The 19,373-nt window shown below is 69.3% G+C and carries 17 protein-coding genes and 1 pseudogene; 9 read left to right on the top strand and 9 right to left on the bottom strand.

Annotated features, from left to right (window positions below; all coding sequences use genetic code 11):
- Positions 1-51 precede the first annotated feature (51 nt).
- Together EU555_RS18710 and EU555_RS18705 are read left to right on the top strand one after the other, a co-directional pair.
- Positions 52-720: a response regulator transcription factor gene (locus tag EU555_RS18710; protein ID WP_135416740.1), complete on the top strand. Its 669-nt coding sequence runs from the start codon at positions 52-54 to the stop codon at positions 718-720.
- Positions 721-893: 173 nt separating this feature from the next.
- Positions 894-1,295 (top strand): response regulator transcription factor, encoded by a 402-nt coding sequence (locus tag EU555_RS18705; RefSeq protein ID WP_135416739.1) that lies wholly within the window; start codon positions 894-896, stop codon positions 1,293-1,295.
- A 172-nt stretch (positions 1,296-1,467) separates the two neighbouring features.
- On the opposite strand, the gene EU555_RS18700 is transcribed toward EU555_RS18705, so the two are convergent.
- Positions 1,468-1,797 (bottom strand): hypothetical protein, encoded by a 330-nt coding sequence (locus EU555_RS18700; protein ID WP_135416738.1) that lies wholly within the window; start codon positions 1,795-1,797, stop codon positions 1,468-1,470.
- 304 nt (positions 1,798-2,101) lie between these two features.
- Here EU555_RS18700 and EU555_RS18695 point away from each other — a divergent pair, with 304 nt between their 5' ends.
- Together EU555_RS18695 and EU555_RS18690 are read left to right on the top strand one after the other, a co-directional pair.
- On the top strand, positions 2,102-2,824 hold the full coding sequence (locus EU555_RS18695) for a sensor histidine kinase (protein ID WP_245524363.1): 723 nt from the start codon (positions 2,102-2,104) through the stop codon (positions 2,822-2,824).
- A 678-nt stretch (positions 2,825-3,502) separates the two neighbouring features.
- Entirely contained in the window at positions 3,503-4,501 is a 999-nt protein-coding gene (locus tag EU555_RS18690; RefSeq protein WP_135416734.1) for a DMT family transporter, read from the top strand.
- Here the strand turns inward: EU555_RS18690 and EU555_RS37070 are convergent.
- The 5 genes and pseudogenes from EU555_RS37070 to EU555_RS18665 all read right to left on the bottom strand — a co-directional run.
- Positions 4,459-4,590, bottom strand: a pseudogene (locus EU555_RS37070) (LysR family transcriptional regulator); the annotation flags it as partial. The gene EU555_RS18690 and the pseudogene EU555_RS37070 sit on opposite strands and share 43 nt — an antisense overlap.
- Positions 4,591-5,193: 603 nt before the next feature.
- Positions 5,194-6,138, bottom strand: a complete 945-nt coding sequence (locus EU555_RS18680) for an AraC-like ligand-binding domain-containing protein (RefSeq protein WP_135416732.1) — start codon at positions 6,136-6,138, stop codon at positions 5,194-5,196.
- A gap of 537 nt (positions 6,139-6,675) precedes the next feature.
- Positions 6,676-6,960 carry a hypothetical protein gene (locus EU555_RS18675; RefSeq protein ID WP_135416730.1) on the bottom strand — a complete coding sequence of 95 codons (285 nt, stop codon included), beginning with the start codon at positions 6,958-6,960 and terminating at the stop codon, positions 6,676-6,678.
- A 457-nt stretch (positions 6,961-7,417) separates the two neighbouring features.
- A complete protein-coding gene (locus EU555_RS18670) occupies positions 7,418-8,017 on the bottom strand; it encodes a hypothetical protein (protein WP_135416728.1) in 600 nt (199 codons plus the stop codon).
- A gap of 18 nt (positions 8,018-8,035) precedes the next feature.
- Positions 8,036-9,211: a zinc-dependent alcohol dehydrogenase gene (locus EU555_RS18665; protein WP_135416726.1), complete on the bottom strand. Its 1,176-nt coding sequence runs from the start codon at positions 9,209-9,211 to the stop codon at positions 8,036-8,038.
- 328 nt (positions 9,212-9,539) lie between these two features.
- Between EU555_RS18665 and EU555_RS36275 the strand changes: the two genes are divergently transcribed.
- The 5 genes from EU555_RS36275 to EU555_RS18645 all read left to right on the top strand — a co-directional run bounded on the left by EU555_RS36275 (position 9,540) and on the right by EU555_RS18645 (position 14,258).
- Positions 9,540-9,710 (top strand): hypothetical protein, encoded by a 171-nt coding sequence (locus EU555_RS36275; RefSeq protein ID WP_167858602.1) that lies wholly within the window; start codon positions 9,540-9,542, stop codon positions 9,708-9,710.
- A 134-nt stretch (positions 9,711-9,844) separates the two neighbouring features.
- On the top strand, positions 9,845-10,942 hold the full coding sequence (locus EU555_RS18660) for a two pore domain potassium channel family protein (protein ID WP_135416724.1): 1,098 nt from the start codon (positions 9,845-9,847) through the stop codon (positions 10,940-10,942).
- 65 nt (positions 10,943-11,007) lie between these two features.
- Positions 11,008-11,802 (top strand): Crp/Fnr family transcriptional regulator, encoded by a 795-nt coding sequence (locus EU555_RS18655; RefSeq protein ID WP_135416722.1) that lies wholly within the window; start codon positions 11,008-11,010, stop codon positions 11,800-11,802.
- A gap of 498 nt (positions 11,803-12,300) precedes the next feature.
- The gene (locus EU555_RS18650; RefSeq protein ID WP_135416720.1) at positions 12,301-13,479 is read left to right on the top strand and encodes a peptidoglycan-binding domain-containing protein; all 1,179 of its coding nucleotides are present in this window, start codon (positions 12,301-12,303) and stop codon (positions 13,477-13,479) included.
- Between the two features lie 206 nt (positions 13,480-13,685).
- The gene (locus EU555_RS18645) at positions 13,686-14,258 is read left to right on the top strand and encodes a type 1 glutamine amidotransferase domain-containing protein (RefSeq protein ID WP_135416718.1); all 573 of its coding nucleotides are present in this window, start codon (positions 13,686-13,688) and stop codon (positions 14,256-14,258) included.
- 22 nt (positions 14,259-14,280) lie between these two features.
- On the opposite strand, the gene EU555_RS18640 is transcribed toward EU555_RS18645, so the two are convergent.
- The 3 genes from EU555_RS18640 to EU555_RS37495 all read right to left on the bottom strand — a co-directional run bounded on the left by EU555_RS18640 (position 14,281) and on the right by EU555_RS37495 (position 19,022).
- Positions 14,281-16,101: a PAS domain S-box protein gene (locus tag EU555_RS18640; RefSeq protein WP_135416850.1), complete on the bottom strand. Its 1,821-nt coding sequence runs from the start codon at positions 16,099-16,101 to the stop codon at positions 14,281-14,283.
- A gap of 993 nt (positions 16,102-17,094) precedes the next feature.
- The gene (locus EU555_RS18635; RefSeq protein ID WP_135416716.1) at positions 17,095-18,264 is read right to left on the bottom strand and encodes a zinc-dependent alcohol dehydrogenase; all 1,170 of its coding nucleotides are present in this window, start codon (positions 18,262-18,264) and stop codon (positions 17,095-17,097) included.
- Between the two features lie 14 nt (positions 18,265-18,278).
- Entirely contained in the window at positions 18,279-19,022 is a 744-nt protein-coding gene (locus EU555_RS37495; protein ID WP_135416714.1) for an SRPBCC family protein, read from the bottom strand.
- Positions 19,023-19,373 lie beyond the last annotated feature (351 nt).

The raw sequence follows: 19,373 nt of genomic DNA, 5'->3' as shown, positions 1-19,373 counted from the left end.
TTCACTATGCCGGTGGGGCGAGGGCGCGGCGAGGCTCGCGAGGACGCGGCGATGACGGTGGCAGGAAACATCCGAGGCCCGGGCGCGAGCCCGCCCGCCGCTGCGGCGATGGCCCCGCTCGTGGTCATCGTCGAGGATGACGAGGGGATCCGCGAGGGCCTCCAGGACCTGCTGCGGTCGGTCGGCCTTGATGCGATCGCCTTCGGATCGACCGCCGATCTGCTCGCGGCGAGCCTGCCGGACAGGCCGGGCTGCCTCGTCCTCGATGTCCGGCTGCCCGGCACCAGCGGGCTCGACCTGCAAGCGAAGCTCGCCGCGATGGGCAGCCGCCTGCCGATCATCTTCATGACCGGCCACGGCGACATCCCGATGAGCGTCCGGGCGATGAAGGCGGGGGCGCTCGACTTCCTGACGAAGCCCTTTCGCGACCAGGACATGCTCGACGCGATCACCGTCGCGATCGAGCGCGACCGGGCATGGCGGACCGAGAGCGCGGGCACGGCCGAACTCGCCCGCCTGGCCGCGACCCTGACCGCCCGCGAGGCCGAGGTGATGCAGCACGTCGTCCAGGGGCTGCTCAACAAGCAGATCGCCCATGCCCTCGGCATCAGCGAGATCACGGTGAAGATCCACCGCGGCAACGTCATGCGGAAGATGCAGGCGGGCTCGGTCGCCGACCTCGTGCGCAAGGCCGAGGCGCTGAAGGTGTCGGAGGGCTGACGGCCCCCCCGCATTCCGCACCCGGTGGGGTTCGTCGATGATCCCCGCGGAGCGGCACGGGCGGCTGGGGACGATCCGGTCGCACCACACCATCGTATGATTCCGTTCGATCGGCGCCCGGCCCATCTCGGGCGGGGGCGAGCATGCCCACGGGACATCGGAAGGGACGCCCCTTGTCGGTCGGAAAGGCAACGGTTGCGGTCGTCGACGACGACGAGGGGGTACTGGACGCGACGTCCGGCTTCCTCGAGTCGCTGGGCTACGAGGCCGTGGCGTTCAGTTCGGGCGCGGCGTTCCTGGCTTCCGACGCGTTCCTGGGCGCCCAGGCGTCGGGCCGTCCCGCGGGGCAACTGGCCTGCCTCCTGACGGACGTGGACATGCCGGGCATCAACGGCCTGGAACTGCAGGAGCGCGTGCGACGGACCCGGCCCGATCTGCCGATCATCATGATGACAGGGTTCTACGACGATGCGATCCGCCGGCGTGCCCTTGCCGGCGGGGCGCGGGATCTCCTGCGCAAGCCCCTCGCAGCCGACGCGCTGATCCGCTGCCTCGAGGACACCGTCCGGTCCTGACCACGGCCATTCCGTGGGATGCGCCGCAAGGCTGCGCGGACGCGCCGGCCGGAGGCTTCAAGCCTTCGGTCGGCGAGCCCGCGCGGCTCGAACCCGGTCCTAAGCGTCGGCTCTCCCGACGCCCCTTGGGCGGGTTCGCCGGACCGATGTCCGGCGGACCCGTCTCCCGGCTTCACTCCGGGATCAGGGCGTCGGCGGGACCGCCGGCATGGCTGCCCGGGTAGCGGTAGGCCGGGTCCGTCGCCCTGCGCGTCGCCGGAACGGGCGTGCCCGCCGGCACCAGCGCGTCGGCCGGGCCGCCCGCATGGGTGCCGGAATAGCGATAGGCCGGATCGACCGGGCGATGCACCACCGGAGCCGGTGCTCCTTCGGGGACGAGCGCGCCGGCGGGCCCTCCGGAATGCTGGCCCGAGTACCGGTAAGCGGACGGGGCGTCCTGCGCGGCCGCGCCGCCGGTAAAGGCCGCGAGGACCAGCGCGCAGAGCAGGTTCCGTGTCATCATGGTCTCTTCCTCGTCTCGATCGATGAGCCTTCGTCTCCGCTCGGAGACGAGATCAATCTAGCCGAGACCGTACAGCGCAGCAGTCAGACCAGCGTCTGCCGATATCGTGACGACGGGTGATGGTCTCATACCGCAGTATAGGTCCGCGGGCTGGCGTCAGTGGCGAGGGGCGACATCACGGGCCGGCTGGGGCAAACCTCCGTATGATTTCACGCCTCACGGCCAAGATGCATGGTCCGGCTCATGGACGCGCCGTCCCGGGTTGGGACCGATCGAGGAGGTAGCAATGGGAACGATGGTGGCGATGCCGGCCGGCGGCGATGCTCTCACCCGTGCCGAAGCCGCCCGCAATGCCATGTCCCGGCTCCTCGCCGTCGCCGGACACGATCTCAAGCAGCCGCTCCAGGTCGCCCTCATGGCCATCGAGCGCGCCGTCTCCGACGGCGTCGCGCCGCGCGCCGCCGCGCGGCTCGGCCTGGCCAGCGACGCCCTGGTGCGCCTCGGCCGCGAGCTCGACGACATCGCCCGCACGTCACAGGTCGGTGGGGCGCCACCGCGCCTCGGCCCGGTGCCGCTCACCCCCCTCCTCGCCGCGGTCGCGACCGAATGGCAGCCCTATGCCGAGGCGGTCGGGGTCCGGCTGCATGTTCGTGGCGCGGACCTGTGTGCGGAGAGCGAGGCCGCGATGCTCTCGACGATCCTGCGCAACCTCGTCGGCAACGCCGTCAAGTATGCGGGCCGGGGTGGCCGGTTTGTCGTCGGGTGCCGGCGGCGGGCCGGCCGGATCGCGATCGAGGTTCACGACGACGGGCCGGGCATTCCGCCGGAGCGCCTCGCCGGCATCTTCGAGGCTTTCGACCGCGCCGGCCGCCGCGACGGGGCCGGGCTCGGCCTCGGGCTCCACATCGTGCGCCAGACCGCTCAGTCGCTTGGCCATCCGGTCGTGGTTCAGTCCCGCTGCGGTCGGGGATCGGTCTTCGGCGTGACCGTCGATGCGGCGCGGAGGGAACTCGCATCCTTCGTCTGAGGCGGTTCTGGGCGTATGGGGCCATCCGCTCCGCATGGCACCCGGCGTCGAATCTGCTCGCCCGATACCTTCGTATGCTTCATGCAGATCAGCGCATAAATCCACGTATCTCCGATAGTGATAGCGGCTATTCTTGCATAGAATATCTTCGAGAAAGGCGCCATTTTTGCATGTATCGTGAGATCGGAGACATTCAGATGTCGCATCGCTTGATTATCGGTACGACGATTGTTGCCGAGACCGGCGGCGCCTTGGTGCGGCAGACGCAAACGATCGGCGTTTGAGGGGTGCGGATCGAGGTGCCGAACGAGGCCCCCGGCGACCTATTCGGCAACGGGGCGGCGCCCCGCACGATGCCGACGTGGTGACCGGAACGACGACATCCGGTTCTCCGGCGGCCCGGTTCCCGGCGCAAGGCGCTCCTGCCCGTTCGAAGGCGAGCGCGCGACGGGCTTGAGCCCTGCGCTCTGCACGCCCGGCGACCCGGCGCGGCATTCCGGATCAAACGGCATTGCCGTCGATTTAGTCGAAATACAGATCATGGCGATTTGAACTATGCGCTTATCAGATCGATCTGGCGACGACATCCTCGCCTCGTCTCGATCGTCGCGGACGCCACGCCGCCGCTCATCCGGCCGGCGGGCTCGAACTCCGACGCCAATTCCGACGAGGCTCCTCATGTCCGCCTCATCCTCCGAAGCCAGCCCGGCTTCGCCCGCCCTCACGCCCCCCGGCCTGCGGGCGCGATGCGGCCCCGCGCTCCTGCTCGGCGGCGCGATCCTGCTCTGGGGTGCCAACTGGCCGGTGATGAAGGTCGGCCTCGGCCACATCTCGCCGTTATGGCTCTCCGCCTCGCGCTTCACCGCGGGCGCGGCCTGCCTGTTCGCCTGGCAGGCCTCGCGCGGGGAGCTGCGCTTGCCGGAGCGGGCCGACCTGCCGGTCGTCGCCTCGATCGGCCTCCTGCAGATGACGCTGTTCACGGCGCTCGGCGCCGTGGCGATGACCCACCTGCCGGCCGGCCGCTCGGCGATCCTGAGCTACACCACGCCGGTCTGGGTACTTCCCGCCGCGCTCCTGCTGTTCGGCGAGCGGATTGGGCGGCGGCGCCAGGCCGGCATCGGCGTCGCCGGCCTCGGCGTCCTCGCGCTCATCAACCCGTACGCGATCGACCGGCGGGACACGTCGGGTCTCGCCGCCAACGCGATGCTGCTCGCCGCCTCCGCCGCCTGGGTCCTGTGCATCCTGCACCTGCGCTACGGCCGCGCTCCCTCGCCGGCGTTCCGGCTCGCGCCCTGGCAGATGCTCCTCGCGGCGGCGATCCTGGTTCCGCTCGCCCGCGCGGTCGAGGGGCCGTTCACCGGCGACGGCACGGCCACGCTCTGGGCCTGCCTCGCCTTCGTCGGCCCGGTCGCCACGGCCTTCTGCTTCTGCGCCGTCAACGCCGCGAGCGCCCGGCTGCCGGCGAGCGCAATGTCGACCCTGATGCTGGCGGTGCCGGTCGCCGGTCTCGCCTTCTCCATGGCGGCCCTGCGCGAGAGCCCGGGCCCCGACCTGATCCTCGGCGCCGCCGCGATCGTGGTCAGGCCGAGCGTACGGCTGGTGCGGTCGAAGACGCGCCGCCCCAGGATCTCCTCGAGCCGCAGCACCTTCTGGCTCACCGCCGATTGCGAGCGGTGAACGACGTCGGCCGCGGCGGTGAAGCTGCCGGTCTCGGCTACCGCCACGAAGGCGCGAAGAAGATCGATCTCCAGGTCCGGGTAGCGCATCGTCGCGCCTGCTCCTCTCCCACGATGCGGGGTCGTTCCCGCAGAATGGTGCGGACCGTCAAGATCGGGACCGCCCGACCTCGCCCGACGCGGTCCGCGCGACCGGCGGCCCGGCGGGCTCGACATGCTCGTCGGCCGGCAGGACGACGACCCGCGTCTCGACCGGCACCGTATTGTGGTTCAACGCCGAAACGTTGACGTGCGTGACGAAGTCGCCCGCCTTCTGCGGAGGCAGGCCCGGGAACAGCCACTTCGACGGGTCATTTCCGCATCAACATGCGCTCGACCACGGCACGGGCGGCTCCGTTGAGGGGCAGGTCATGCGTCCGGACCCCCGGCCGATGATCCCCGCCTCGTCCGGCTCGCGCATCCGGCTGGCGACCGTGTCAAGGCCGATTGAAGCCTGATCCACCTTACCCGTGTCGCCGACCGTAACCTGTCCCGAAGGCTGCCGGACCAGCTGCTCCGTCACCGAGCCCAGACAATGCGGCGGGAGACGTCTGGTTCGGCAAGACGTGGATGACGACGGTCGCCGATGACGCCGCAGAGGACCTGTCCGTCGTTCTGCTCTCGGGCGTTCTGGCCGACTGATGCAGGACCCGGTCAGCCCGTCTTCGTCCGGCGACACTCGCGAGGCAACAAGCCGAAGGCGGCTTTGAACCGGCGTCCGAAATGCGTCATGTCCGAGAAGCCCCAGCCATAGGCGATCTCGCTCACCGTGCGATGCGCCTGCGCAGGGTCCTCCAGCGCCTGCCGGCAGCGCGCGAGGCGCCTTGTCTGAATGAGGTGCGCGATCGAGGTGTCCTCGTCAGCCAGCACCACGTTCGCGTACCGCACGCTCACGCCCGCGGCGTCAGCGATCGTGCCGGCACGAAGCGCGGGATCGGCCAGGCGCGCTTCGACTGCGGTGTGCAGCCGCATGCGAACGAGCGAACGAGCGGATGAGGGGCGGGGCGTCGGCCCGGTCGCCGCTCGCCCGAACGCGAGGGCGATCAGATCGAGCAGGTGCGCCTGGACCACGTCGGCGGCCGTGCCGGCGACGTCGACATGCGACGGGAGCATGGCCAGATAGGCGGATGCCAGGCGGCCTTCCGGGGTCGGCAGCGTGTGAGCGAGCAGATCTCGCATCGGCCCGAGACGGCGCTCCAGAGGGGCGCGTTGAACCTTGACGACGAGAACCTCAGAACCGTCGGAGAACTGCCCCCTGTAGGGCAGGCGCGGATCGATCAGCGTGAGATCGCCCGGCTCCAACACGGTCTGCCGGCCGTTCTGCTCGAGAGCGACGCGCTGCCGAAACTGACGGCATAAAAAAACTTCATCGTGACTCGTGCGAGAAAGATGGTGCAACGTATGATTGACCGTCATCCCCGAGTTCTGAAAGCAAACGAGATCGAGTGAGCCGATCGAACCGGCTCGCAGCTCCGCCTCAAACGTTCTTCTGCAATCCGGCTTGGAGTCATGGTCGACGACGTCTCGACACGCGACCTCATGCCAGTAGTCGAACCGGTCGCGCTGGTGAACGTGGTCCGTCGTGAAAACCGTCTCCATCGTCACTTCCCTGCGGCCCCGTCGGCCCGTCGACGACGTGCGCCCACCGGGAGGATTCCTGTCCCACGGCCGTGCATCACGGCAGACGATCGAGTCAGACGAAGACGTGCGCCGTCGTCAAGTCCTGACAACAGGACGGGCCTCGGCGCTGAACCGTCCCGAGGTCGGAACCGGCTGGCCCGGCTTTGGCCCGCGTCGGAGACTGTCCTGCGCGACGATCCAGGGCCGCAGGGCGGCCATCCGGTCACGACGCCCTGATGAACGAAGCCCGTCGGGTTGAGGGTTGCGGAGGGGGCAAGGCAGACCCGCTCGCGGAGGTCGCCTCACGCTGCCCGTCCTCGACGGCCCGCGACAGGCCTTCCAGAGCGTGATGTCGGCCGTCGTCGGTGCGATTGGTCAACCAGAGCCGCATGCCGTCCAAGGCTTCTGATGATTATTCCCGAGCGGAGCTGTCTCTCGACAGCGTGTCGCCCATAGGAAGTCCAAGTTTCTCTAAAACCGAATTGGCGCTCGTTATGTCGCTTTCGCGCTTGCGGCTCAGGTCCGATTTGGCTTCGTGCGGCGGATATGGTCTTCGCGATTGCACGACGATGCCAGACAATCCGTTATCCAGCTCTCGGCCTCGATCAAGCTGCCGAAGATGTGACCACGATCGATGATCTTCTCGTGAAATGCGATTTCCAGAAACCACTTTCCCGCGTTGCCTTCGTGCAGATCTCCCAGCAAGACAAGCACTGCGACGAGGCTGTCTGCCAGGAACACGAGCCGCCCTTCCACGCTTCCGGATACGGCGATTTCGACCGGTACGAGCTTCAGATCCATGTGTTCGTTCTGGAGACGATGCGAGCGATCATGATTGACGGTGCGTCTCCCGACGGCTCCTGCCTCGTTCGAGGGATCCGACCCGTGTGCAAGACGGCTTCGGTGGCTACGCCGCAGGGGATTTCCGAGTGTGCGAGAGCATCCTGTAGAACGCCCGGCCATGCGCGGATCGGCCGGATCGGCACGATCTCTCGGCTTTGCGAATACCCCTGAACTCCCGCGGCGCGTCGGGAACGGAGCCGAGCACGCGGCTCCGTCATCCGGCCAGGCTTGCGGGCCGTCATCCGCCGATGGGGATCGGCACCGCGCCCTCCGGCGGCGCCCCGTGCGTCTCATACCCTGGCGCCGTCGCATCGATACGTCGATGCGACGGCGTTCGGCGCATCAGCGCCTGGCGATGCGACGGCGCGCGGGCATGAGCGACGGGGTGTCGATCGCACCTCCCGCGGCCGTCTCTTCAGGCGGCGGAGGTGCGCGGGGAAACCGCCGCCAGGGCGGGGGCGTGCCGCAGGTCGGGCGGTGTCTTGAAGTCCCGCGCCGCGCCGCGGGAGGCGTCGACGCCGCGGGGGAATCCGCTGCGGTCCCGGTAGGTCCGCCTCCGGCCCGCGCTGCGGCTGTGCCGCATCGTGGTGGCCTGGGCGTCGATCAGGTCGATCGCCGTGATGCCGAGCAACAGCGCCAGGGCGATGACGGCATTGTCGCGCTTCGGGTTGTCGGGCCGAAGCGCCGTCATCACGGTCGCGATGTCGAGGCCGTCGCCGGCGACGCGGCTCCAGAGCCCGAGCTTCTTGTCGACCGACAGCGAGAGGATGCCGCTGCCGATCTCCCGGGCGCCGTAGACGCGCACCAGGGCCTCCTTGCCCTCCATGCCGAGCGCGCGCGTGATGCGCCCGGGCGCCAGAAGCTCGGTCAGGCCGAGGCCGAGGCTGAACCAGCCGAGCCCTCGGGCCAGGCTGTCCGGTACGCCGCGCGAACTCGGCCCGGAGTGGATGACCTTGGGATCGCCCTCGGATCGCGTGATGTTCGAGAAGTTCGTGAGGCTGGAGAGATTCGTCATGATCTTTGTCCCAATCTGTCAGGGTTTGAGGACGACCTTGATGCAGCTGTCCTGCTTGTCCCGGAAGGTCCGGTACATCTCGGGTCCCTGATCGAGCGGAACCTCGTGCGTGATGACGAAGGAGGGGTCGATCTGGTCCTCCTCGATCCGCCGGAGGAGATCGGCGGTCCAGCGCTGGACGTGGGTCTGCCCCATGCGGAACGTCAGGCCCTTGTTCATCGCCGCGCCCATCGGGATCTTGTCGGCGAGGCCCCCGTAGACGCCCGGGATCGAGATCAGGCCGCCCGGCCGGCAGACGTAGATCATCTCCCGCAGCACGTGCGGCCGGTCGCTCTCGGCCAGGAGGATCTGCTTGGCGCGGTCGTAGACCGTGTCCGGCATGGCGGGGGTGACGTGGCTCTCCATGCCGATGCAGTCGATGCACTTCTCCGGACCTTCGCCGCCGGTCAGCTCATTCAGCCGCTCGACGACGTTCTCCTCCTTGAAGTTGATGGTGATGGCGCCCCCGGCCTCGGCCATGTCCAGCCGCTCGGGCAGGTGGTCGATGGCGATGACCTGCTCGGCGCCCAGGAGCACGGCCGAGCGGATCGTCATCTGGCCGACCGGACCGCACCCCCAGATCGCCACCGTGTCGGTGGGCTGGATGTCCGCCTGCACGGCCGCCTGCCACCCGGTCGGAAAGATGTCCGAGAGGAAGAGCAGCTTCTCGTCCGGAATGCCCTCGGGCACCTTCTGCACGGTCGAGTCGGCGAACGGCACGCGCAGGTACTCCGCCTGGCCGCCCGGGTAGCCCCCGGTGAGATGCGTGTAGCCGAACAGGCCCGCCGTGGTGTGGCCGAAGACCTTGTCGGCGAGGTGCTTCTTGCGGTTGCTCCGCTGGCAGACCGAGAAGTAGCCGCGCTTGCACTGATCGCACTCGCCGCAGACGATGGTGAAGGGCACCACGACCCGGTCGCCCTTCTTCAGCTTGCCGTTCAACCCGCGCCCGGTCTCGACGACCTCGCCCATGGTCTCATGACCCATGACGTCGCCGGGGAGCATCGCGGGAATGAAGTTGTGAAACAGGTGCAGGTCCGAGCCGCAGATCGCGCAGCTCGTGACCTTGACGATGACGTCGCGCTCACCCTCGATTTCCGGATCGGTGACCGTGTCGCAGCGGATGTCTTCCTTCCCATGCCAAACCAGGGCTCGCATCGCCTTCGTCTCCCGTCGGTTGAGGGGCGAGAGCCGGCCTCGCAGCGGTACAGCCCTGTCGGGCCCGGGCTCTCGCGGGATTGGTGGTCGGGACTGCGATGAGGCGAACCGGATGGAGAAAGGCCGCGTTCCCGCGGATGAATCCTTAGGGGGCCTCCGGTGCGGGCCGGTTTCGCAGCTCGCCGAAGGGTTTCCAAAGGCCTGTCCGGGCGGGCGGGCCGGATTCGCGTCGCACCTATGGACATCTCCGATCGTCCCGCGGGGCCGGCGGCGTCATGGTCGCGGCCGTGAGGGCGGCGCGGGCCGCCCGCCGAGCGGGAGGAAAGCCGTGACCGATGCTCTCTCAGACGCCGAACGGGACGCCTGCGCCCATGACGGCATGACGGCGCTCGAGGCGGTGCTCGACCGGCTGTCGCCGGAGATGAGGAGCGCCTTCTGGGTTGCCGTCGCCAGGCTGTATCGCTCGCAGGCCCAGACCGGTGAGCGGCGCCAGGGATGAGCCTGGACGGACCGGCCTCCGCGTCGCGCCACCCGGTATGGCCCTAAGGATGTCGCCCAGGAACCAGGACAGCAGCGGCCGGTTCGCGACGGGAGTGGCGCCTGCGGCGCACGGAGCCTCGCGGCAGGCGGATCATGGTGTCCTTCCTCGAACGCGCGTCGGGCGTCCTCGTGATGGGGATCGTCCTCCTCGACGTCTTTCTCACCGTCCTCTACGCCCGCATCGGCACCGGCCTGATCGCCGACCGTGCCGCCCATCTCGCCTGGATCGCCTTTCGCGTCGCCGCCGAGGCGGCGGGCCCGCGACGCGGCACCGTGCTGTCCTTCTGCGGCCCGACGATCCTCGTTCTGTACGTCCTGCTCTGGGCCGGCGGCCTGACGCTCGGCGCCGGTCTCATCATCCATCCCGGTCTCGGGACGGGCGTGCAGGCGGCCAACGGCCCGACGCCGACGGATGTCCTCGCGGCGCTCTATGCCGGGGGCAGCAGCATGGCGATCGTCGGCGCCAGCGACTTCCGGCCCACGACCGATGCCTACCGGGCCGTCTACCTGGCGAACTCGCTCATCGGCATGTCGGTGACCTCGCTGGTCCTGACCTACGTCATGCAGGTCTACGGCGCCCTGCAGCAGCGCAACGCGCTCGGGCTGCAGTTCCACCTTCTCTCGGGGGCGACCTCCGACGCCGGTGAGCTGCTGGCGCGGCTCGGCCCCCGCGGGCAGTTCAGCGCCGGCTACAGCCATCTCGCCGCGCTCGGCGAGGCCATGGCGGCGATGAAGGAGGCCCATCACTTCTACCCGGTGCTGTTCTACTTCCGGTTCCGGCAGCCCTATTATTCGGTCTCGGCGCAGGCCCACCTCGCGCTCGACACCGCCTCGCTGATCCGCAGCACGCTCGCCGGCGAGGACACGGCCTGGCTGAAGGAGGCCGCCGCGGTCGAGACCCTCTGGCGCGTCGCCCAGATGCTGGTCGTCACGCTCGAGACGGCGTTCCTGCCGGGCGATCCGCCGGCCGCGACGCCTGTCGATCCGCGCGAGCGGCAGCGTTGGCGCGTCCAGTGGGAGCGGGCCGCGGCGCGGCTCGCCGAGGCCGGCATCGCGGTCGCGCGCGACGAGGCGGCCGCGCGGGCCTATCTCGACCTGCGCGCGCAATGGTGGCCGCATATCGCGCGGCTCGCTCCCGCGATGGCCTACCGGAGCGACGACATCGAATCGCGCGGACCGGAGAAGTCCTAAGGGACCGGCCGGATGTCTTCGTCCCGCGGCGAGGGTGAATAAGGACCTGTAATGGAGGAAGCCTGATGGAGACATTCGCCACGGCCACCGTGATGGATCCCGCCGTTCCCGGGTTCGCCCGCACGCGACGACACGCGGCTCCGGCGGCCGGCCGGTCCCGCCCAGGCTGTGCGCTGGCGCGCAAGCTCGCCGGCTTCGGCCCGCTCGACGAGCAGGACCGCGCGGCGCTCGAGGGCCTGACCGGCTATGTCCGGCCGGTCGAGCGGCACACCGTCCTGGTGGAGCAGGACGGCGTGGCCGATCACGCGCTCATCGTCTTCGCCGGGTTCGCGAGCCGTGACAAGCACCGCGCGTCAGGCCGCCGCCAGATCGTGGCCTATCTTATCCCCGGCGACCTGTGCGACCGCGGCGTCCTTCACGACTACCCGCTCGACCACACGATCGAGGCCCTCACGCATTGCCTCGTCGCCAAGGTCCCGCGCGCGGCCTACCTCGATCTGCTCGGCCGGCACCCCCGCATCGCCCTCGCGCTGCAGCGGGCGCGGCTGGCCGAGGAGGCGACGGCGCATGAGTGGGTGGCCAATGTCGGCATGCGCTCGGGCACCGAGCGCACGGCGCATCTCCTGTGCGAGCTGATGGAGCGCCTGGGGATGATCGGCCAGGTCACGGACGGTCAGTACGACCTCCCGCTGACGCAGGTGGATCTCGCTGACACCCTCGGCCTGTCGAGCGTGCACCTGAATCGCGTGCTGCAAGCCCTGCGGCGCGACAAGCTGATCTCGTTGCGCGAGCAACGCCTGCGGATCCTCGCGCCGCGGCAGTTGCGCGCTCTCGCGGAGTTCGAGGCCGGCTATCTCTGAGCAGAGCGGCCCCCTGCGACGCTTCCGACCTCTCGGCCGCGCATCACGCCCACCGCCGAACCGGTGACCACGTCGGCGAATGCTCTGGGCTTCGCCTGCGTCGGTGTGGGCGGCGCAGTTCACCTCACGCGAGTCACCTCACGCAGGTCACCTCACGCACCTCCCCGACGCAGCGGCTCCCGCGCCGCTCACCCGACATCCGGCGCGGGCACTCGCGATCGACGCCGCTCCCGCGCACCCACCGCATCGGGCCGGCACGAACGGCCGGATGACCGCGTGCGGAGATCGGCCGCCTGCGCGCGGCTGAATAAGGTCAAGCCTCAATCGTCAGAGGTGCATTGCGCTGAAATGGACGCTTCGTGCCCAATTATTCGGCGCGCCCACGAAGCAAAACCTGGCGGAAACGAGCCCGATCCGGACATGTCCTGAGGGATCCTCCGTAGGAACGGGGGTAGGCCGTCCTGGTTCGGATCTACGCCGCATCGGCAGGAGGTATTCATGGCATTGAGAAAAGTCTTCCTTGCGGGCACAATCCTTGCCGCCATGGTCGGCGGATACGCGCAAGCGCAGCAATCGGCGGTCAGCAACCAGCGCACGGTCCAGGATCAGTCGGAAGGACAGGGCACGCAGATCTTCGTGAGCTCGGCCGGAGTGCGGCAGATCCAGCAGGCGCTGACCCAGAAAGGCTACAGCACGGGCAACGTCGACGGGCGCTGGAACGGACAGACCGCTGCGGCGGCGCGCAGCTTCCAGCAGGCGCAGAACATGGAGCCGACCGGCACGCTCACCATCCCGCTCGTCTACGGCCTCGGTCTCGACCAGGACATCATCCTGGGGAATACCGGCGGGCAAGGCGGCGGCCAGTCCGGCGACCAGGGGACCAAGCAGGCCGACAACCAGCGCGTCGTCGTCGAGCGCGCCGACAGCCGCGGCACCCCGCTCCATGTCAGCCCGGCCGGCGTCCGGCAGATCCAGCAGGCCCTGAACCAGCAGGGCTGGAACACCGGCCAGGTCGATGGCCGCTGGGGACCGGCGACCGTGCAGGCGGCGCGCAGCTATCAGCAGGTGCACGGGCTCGAGCCGACGGGACGGCTCGAGGTCGGCCTCATCGCGGCGCTCGGCCTGACCGATCCGATCTTCTCGGCCGGGCACGGCACGGGCGCGCAGGCCGCCGCCGTGGCGCGGCCGCAACCGACCCAGGCGGCCGGCGCAGGCGGTGACAAGCAGGTCGACAACCAGCGCATCGCCCTGGAGCGCGCCGACAGCCCCGGGGAGCCGCTCTGGTTGAATTCCGACGGCGTGCGCCAGATCCAGCAGGTGCTGAACCAGCGCGGCTACGCGGCCGGCCATCTCGACGGCAACTGGAACAGCGACACGGCGCTCGCCGCGACCCACTTCCAGCAGGCGCAGGGCCTGGAGCCGACCGGCACGCTGACCACGAACCTGCTGGCCTCGATCGGGATGCCGCGCTGGCAGCGGGGCGAGTTCCTGGCCGGCATGACGACGAATGCCAACGCGGCGGGCAACCCCAATCCGCAGACGACCGGCACCGTCTCGTCGGCCCGCGGTGCGGGCTCGTCCGCACAGGGCGCCGCGACTGGCGGCGGCTCCGCGGGCGCCGGTTCTCCCGCCGGACAGGGCAGCGGCGACGGACAGGCCGCGGCGGGCACCCGGTAGCCGGACGCGCGCGAAGGCGGCGGGCTCGTCCCCCGCCGCGGCCATGGCCCGCCCGGCATTCGTGCCGGGCGGGCGCCTCTCGGGATCCGCAAGGCCGCCCCGATCTCCTCGGAGCCGAGACGCCCGACCGCACCGGAGGCACCGGGCCTCGTCCACAGGACCGTCCGGCCTCGTCCACCGCCGACCAAGCCGCAGGAGGGAGCCCCATGGCGCACGGATCACTGAACGGAGTACGGGTCGCGATCCTGGTCACCGACGGTTTCGAGCAGGTCGAGCTGACCGAGCCCCGCAGGGCCCTCGACGAGGCCGGGGCCGAGACGCGGCTCGTCTCGCCCAAGCCCGACCGGGTCAAAGGCTGGAACTTCACCGATTGGGGCGACACGCTGCCCGTCGACGTTCCGCTCGCAGAGGCGCGGCCCGACGATTTCGACGCCATCCTGCTGCCGGGCGGGGTCATCAACCCGGACACCCTCCGGATGGACGAGACCGCCATCGCGTTCGCGCAGTCCTTCCTCGATGCGGGCAAGCCCGTGGCCACGATCTGCCATGGCCCGTGGACGCTGATCGAGACCGGCACGCTGAGGGGCCGGCGGATGGCGTCATGGCCGTCGCTGCAGACGGACCTCGAGGCGCAGGGCGTCGAGTGGCTGGACCAGGAGGTCGTCGTGGACGGCAACCTGGTGTCGAGCCGGATGCCCGACGACATCCCGGCCTTCAACCGCGAGATCGTCGCGCTGTTCGGCCGGTCCCGGGCGCAAGGCGGACGGCCCGCCCGTTAAGCCGAGCGAGGGCGGATCGGGCTCAGCGCCCGCCGATAATCTCGGGGGTCAGGGCAGCCCGGCTCCCGAGAGGATTCTCGGCCGCGTCGCCCGGCGCGCCGGGCTGATCGGCCGGGCGCACGCCGGCGGCGGTGGCGATCAGGACCGCCTCGGGCAGGGTGTGGGCCCCGAGCGCCTCCATGACCTTCGCGCGGTGGATTTCCACCGTTCGCGGGCTCAGGCCCAGGGTGCGGGCGATGGTCTTGTTCGTGCCGCCCGCGAGCAGGCCCTCCAGCACCGCGCGCTCGCGGGCCGACAAGGCGGCGATGCGATGATGCGACGCGTCGCGCTCGCGCGTCCGGTCCGCGACGTCCCGGATCTCGACCAGGGCCGATCGGACCGCCAGCAGCAGCCCGTCCGCCGTCCAGGGTTCTTCGAGGACATCGACGGCGCCCGCCTTCATCGCCCGGACCCCGAAGCCGACATCGCCTCCGCTCGCGCCGACCGCCACCACCGGCAGATGGGACCGTGCCGCCTTCAGCGCGCTCGCCACCCCGAAACTACCGGCCTCCTCCAGGTGGAGCACGACGCAGCCCGGCATCAGCGAGCCGGCGATCTTGAGGAAGGCCTGGCCGCTCGCGAAGGCCTGCACCTCGTAGTCGGCGGCCTGCAGGGCCGCCCCGAAGCGATGCCGGGCGTCCTCCCCGGCCGCGACCACGTAGACGCGCTGGCCGGTGTCGGGGGTGACGTCCTGCGCGATCCCGCCCACGAAGCGGATCTGCCCGTCGCGCCCGGGGATCGGGAAGAAGGTGTCGCGGATCCGGCGCACCCCATGGTCCGAGGCGCGCAGGATCCGGTACCCGAGCACCAGCGTCTCGCCGTCGCCGACACGCTCCAGCGCCTGGGCCGCCTCGTCGCGGTCCTCCGGATGGACGCTGGCGAGCCAGCCCGCGAGGTCCGGCATGGCCTCGACGGGCATGCCCCAGACCTGCGCGAAGGCGGGGCTGAGGTAATCGAGCCGCCCGCTCTTGAGGTCGGCGAGCCAGAGCACGTTGGCCGAGTGCTCGGCGTAGCGCCGGAAGCGCTCCTCGCTCTCGCGCAGGGCCGCCTCGGCGCGCTTCTCCCGGTCGACGTCCTGCATGACGATGATGGCGAGCGGGATGCTGCCGTCGTGCTCCCGCACCGGAATGCCGCTGACCCGCATCCAGCTCTCGTCGCCCTCGCGGGACCGGTGCAGGAAGCTCATGTCCTGCACGACCTCGCCCCGCACCGCCCGCGCGAAGGGATAATCGGACGGGCTCACGACCCGGCCCTCCGCGTCGAAGCCGGTCCACTGGGGCTGCACGGCCGGATCGACCGCGGGAACGATGCCGCGGGGAAGAAACCGCCGGCAGAGCGGATTGGTGAGCAGGGCGCGCCCATCGGCCCCGAACAGCCCGGCCGCGAACGGGAGGTGCTCGATCAGCGTGCCGAAGCGCGCCTGCTGCACCTCGATCTCCCGCAGGGCGGACCGGAGCCGCTCCTCCGTGCGGACCCGCCCGGTCGTCTCGTGCACGTGGCAGAGCACGCCCCGCACGCTCCCGTGCTCGTCCCGGACCGGCGAGTAGGCGAAGGTCCAGACGGTGTTCTCCCGGGATCCGTCGCGGTTCACCGTCACGGTATAGTCTTCCAGGTAGCTGGCCTCACCGCCGAGCGCGCGCTCCGTCACCGGTCCGATCTGGTCCCAGGACTCGCCCCAGACCTCCGGGAAGGGGCGCCCGAGCGCCTCGGGCTTGATGCCCAGGATCGGACGATAGGCATCGTTGTAGAAGCTGATGAGGTCACGGCCCCAGGCGAGATAGGTCGGAAAGGCCGAGTTGAGCATGCCGCTCAACGTGTACGTCAGCGCCTGCGGCCACGCCTCGATCGCGCCGAGCGGCGAGGATCTCCAGTCGTACGCGCGAATGCGATCGGCAATCCGACCACCGCCCGTGAGGAAATTTCCATTGTCCACGGCGACCTCCTTCGAGGTTCAACTCGAAGTGGATCATCGGCGCTGCTGCAATCACTTATGATGTCGAGAAGTACAACAAACGATTGGAGCCGATATGATAAGGGGCCATCTGATCTGACATGATAAATTAAACAATATTAATTTTCCAAAAATAAATACTTCGACATGGAATTCGCGCACATCGATCTAGAGCAGTAGTTAAAATTATCTCAGAAACTTACGATCATTCGATTATCTATTTATAGGCGTGTGTTTTTTTATGCTAGATTGACCATGCATGGCCGCGCTCCTGCCCAATCCCGAGATGAGATTTTGAACCAACTGGCATCTTGTCCGAGACGATTCGACGTTCTCGTGCGCGCATCGAGACCCCATGATTGCGCCGCACGACACCTGCGATCCGATGCGACTGGGACAAGGAGCGGCAACGGCAATTCGCGCTCGCGGCGCAACCGACGGCAGACTGTCGACCCGGAACGAGCTTTTTGGGAAGCCACGTGGCTTCCGGTGCGCAAGATCGCCGTTGCGAGGCCTGCGACGCTGACATGGCGGCCACTCCGAGGGCCTGTTTGACTTGCTCGGACCGATCTCTGTCCCACCGCGTCACTCCGGGGCCGCGCAGCGGAGCCCAGAATCCAGAAATGCCGGGGGGGGGGGGGGGGGTCGGAAGAGAGCGGAGCGCGTACCGCCCACCGATGTTTTTTTTTGGATTTCGGGCTCCGCCGCGCAGCCCTGGAACGACGAGGGAGGGTGTTCATCGTGCTGGACGAACCAAACCGGCTCAGAGAGCCGGTCGCCCGAAGCACGAGGCGGTGACGCCCGGCCCTGCCGTGACCTCACATCTGCTTTTGCCTTGCCAGACCATCAAGGAATGAACACGGATCGGACGCAGCCGTCGGTCTTGTGCTTGAACATGGCATATCCCCGCGGCGCGTCCTCGAGCGAGAAGCGGTGAGTCGCCAGGAACGACGGGTTCAGTTCGCCTTTCTGGGCGTGGTCGAGCAGGCGGTCCATGTAGGCCTGCCCGTGCTGCTGGGCGGTGCGCACGGTCATGCCCTTGTTCATGATCGCCCCGATCGGAAACTTGTCCATCACGCCGTAGACGCCGAGGATCGAGAGCGTCCCGCCCTTCCGGCAGGCCAGGATGGCCTCGCGCAGGGCCTGGCCGCGATCCGTCTGCATGAAGGTGAGCTGCTTGGCGCGGTCGTAGGCGTATTGCAGGCCGGTGCCGTGCGCCTCCATGCCGACCGCGTCGATGCAGGAATCGGGACCCCGCCCGCCCGTCATCTCCCGCAGCACCTCCAGCACGCTGTCGACCTCCTCGTAGTTGATGGTCTCGGAGCCGACATGCTCGCGGGCCATCCGCAGCCGCTCGGGCATGCGGTCGATCCCGATCACCCGCTCGGCCCCCATCAGGAAGGCGCTCTTCTGGGCCATCAGGCCGACGCCGCCGCAGCCCCAGACCGCGACCACGTCCCCGCGCCGGATGTTGCAGAAATCCGCCCCCATGTAGCCGGTCGGGGCCGCGTCGGAGAGAAACAGGACCTGCTCGTCCGGCAGGCCGTCCGGCGCCTTGAAGCAGTCGTTGTCGGCGAAGGGCACGCGGACGTACTGGGCGTGCGCCCCGGCATAGCCGCCGAAGGCATGCGTGTAGCCGTAGATGCCGGCGGTCGCATAGCCGAAGACGGGCTCCTGCAGCTCCGGCTTGGGATGGGTGTTGTCGCACAGCGAATGCAGCTTGTTCTTGCAGTACCAGCATTGCCCGCAGGTGATGAAGGACGGGACGACGACCCGGTCGCCCTTCTTGACCTTCCGCACCTCGGGCCCGACCTCCTCGACGACGCCCATGAACTCGTGGCCGATGACGTCCCCGGCCTTCATGGTCGGGATGTAGCCGTCGATGAAATGCAGGTCCGAGCCGCAGGTGGTCGACATGGTGACCCGCAGGATGCAGTCATGCGGATTGACGATCTCGGGATCCTTGACCGTCTCGACGCGCAGGTCGTTGACGCCGTTCCAGATGAGCGCGCGCATGTGAAGCCTCCTCGTCAGCGGGGATCGGGCCGGGCCGCAGGCTGGCGGTCGGTCGTGGGGATCTCGCCGGTCTGGACGAGGGCCTTGAAGAAGTGGAGCGACTTGCCCGCCAGCGTCGCCGGGATCGCGCCGCCCAGCATCCGTGCCGCGACCCGGCCGAGCATGCCGCCGGGCGGATCGAGGCTGGCGCGCAGGGTCACCACCGTGCCGCGATCGCCGCCGGCGGGGTGGAAGCGCACCGAGGCTTCCCGGACCAGGGCGCCCTCGCCCTGTGCCTCCCAGCGCAGGACCTCGCCGGGCCGGTCATCGACGAGGCGCATCTCCCAGGACCCGAGATCGTGTCCGGCGCTCCAGCGCGTCTGCCCGTCACCCGTAGGCTCGACATCGGCGAAGGGCGCCATGACCCGGCGCAAGGTGTCCGGGTCGCGCCAGCGACGGTAGAGCTCGTCCGCGGACACATCCTCGATCGTGATCGAGCGCGTGATCTCCGGCTCCGGCGTCGCGGCCGACCGCCGACGGGTCGGCCCCGCCCCGGTTCGGCTCGCGGGACCCGTCCCGGCGCCGATCAGACCGATGACGGCGACACCGGCGGCGGCCGCGAGGGCAAGGCCGACCAGGCCGGGGCTGGAAACGCCGCCGAGACCGTCATGCCCCCCTCGTCGCCGGCCGGCCCACGACCCCGCGCGCGCCGTGGCGCGAGCGCCGGCCGGACCGTCGCTGCGATCCTCTGGGAGGCGCCCATCGTGTTGGTCCGTCATCGCACACCTCTGACGCGTCGAAGGAGCCGAGAGCCCGCCCGCGCGTGCGTTCAGCCCACGAGTTATGGCAGCTCAACGCCCTCGGAATCGGCGATCTATCATTCTCAGGCTGCGTGATCGGGCGTCACTATAACGAGCTTCGGCTCGGCGAGATCAGAGCTCATCATGATGCGTGAAGCAATAACATGCATCAGTTCGTTCACGTCGGCCCTCCGCACGAGGAATGCCTCAGGGACGATCCTGCAGACTATGCGGGGTCTTGCCTGTTCGGCCGGCCGGCTTCGGTCGGTAGGGCCGGCTCGGCCCATCGGGCGTCCGTCGGCGTCGCGTCGCTTGGCTCGGCGCGAAGGA

Source organism: Methylobacterium nonmethylotrophicum (genome assembly GCF_004745635.1).
GTDB lineage: Bacteria > Pseudomonadota > Alphaproteobacteria > Rhizobiales > Beijerinckiaceae > Methylobacterium > Methylobacterium nonmethylotrophicum.
This window is presented reverse-complemented; position numbering and strand designations above follow the sequence as displayed.

Coding starts and splice junctions, on each gene's coding strand:
- EU555_RS18640 (WP_135416850.1), bottom strand. CDS start 16,101: ATGCTCAACTCGGCCTTTCCGACCTATCTCGCCTGGGGCCGTGACCTC.
- EU555_RS18635 (WP_135416716.1), bottom strand. CDS start 18,264: ATGCGCGCGCTCATCTGGAACGGCGTCAACGACCTGCGCGTCGAGACG.
- EU555_RS18695 (WP_245524363.1), top strand. CDS start 2,102: ATGCCGGCCGGCGGCGATGCTCTCACCCGTGCCGAAGCCGCCCGCAAT.
- EU555_RS18675 (WP_135416730.1), bottom strand. CDS start 6,960: ATGGATCTGAAGCTCGTACCGGTCGAAATCGCCGTATCCGGAAGCGTG.
- EU555_RS18670 (WP_135416728.1), bottom strand. CDS start 8,017: ATGACGAATCTCTCCAGCCTCACGAACTTCTCGAACATCACGCGATCC.
- EU555_RS18655 (WP_135416722.1), top strand. CDS start 11,008: ATGGAGACATTCGCCACGGCCACCGTGATGGATCCCGCCGTTCCCGGG.
- EU555_RS18665 (WP_135416726.1), bottom strand. CDS start 9,211: ATGCGAGCCCTGGTTTGGCATGGGAAGGAAGACATCCGCTGCGACACG.
- EU555_RS18660 (WP_135416724.1), top strand. CDS start 9,845: ATGGTGTCCTTCCTCGAACGCGCGTCGGGCGTCCTCGTGATGGGGATC.
- EU555_RS37495 (WP_135416714.1), bottom strand. CDS start 19,022: ATGACGGACCAACACGATGGGCGCCTCCCAGAGGATCGCAGCGACGGT.
- EU555_RS18700 (WP_135416738.1), bottom strand. CDS start 1,797: ATGATGACACGGAACCTGCTCTGCGCGCTGGTCCTCGCGGCCTTTACC.
- EU555_RS18650 (WP_135416720.1), top strand. CDS start 12,301: ATGGCATTGAGAAAAGTCTTCCTTGCGGGCACAATCCTTGCCGCCATG.
- EU555_RS18690 (WP_135416734.1), top strand. CDS start 3,503: ATGTCCGCCTCATCCTCCGAAGCCAGCCCGGCTTCGCCCGCCCTCACG.
- EU555_RS18680 (WP_135416732.1), bottom strand. CDS start 6,138: ATGGAGACGGTTTTCACGACGGACCACGTTCACCAGCGCGACCGGTTC.
- EU555_RS18645 (WP_135416718.1), top strand. CDS start 13,686: ATGGCGCACGGATCACTGAACGGAGTACGGGTCGCGATCCTGGTCACC.
- EU555_RS18710 (WP_135416740.1), top strand. CDS start 52: ATGACGGTGGCAGGAAACATCCGAGGCCCGGGCGCGAGCCCGCCCGCC.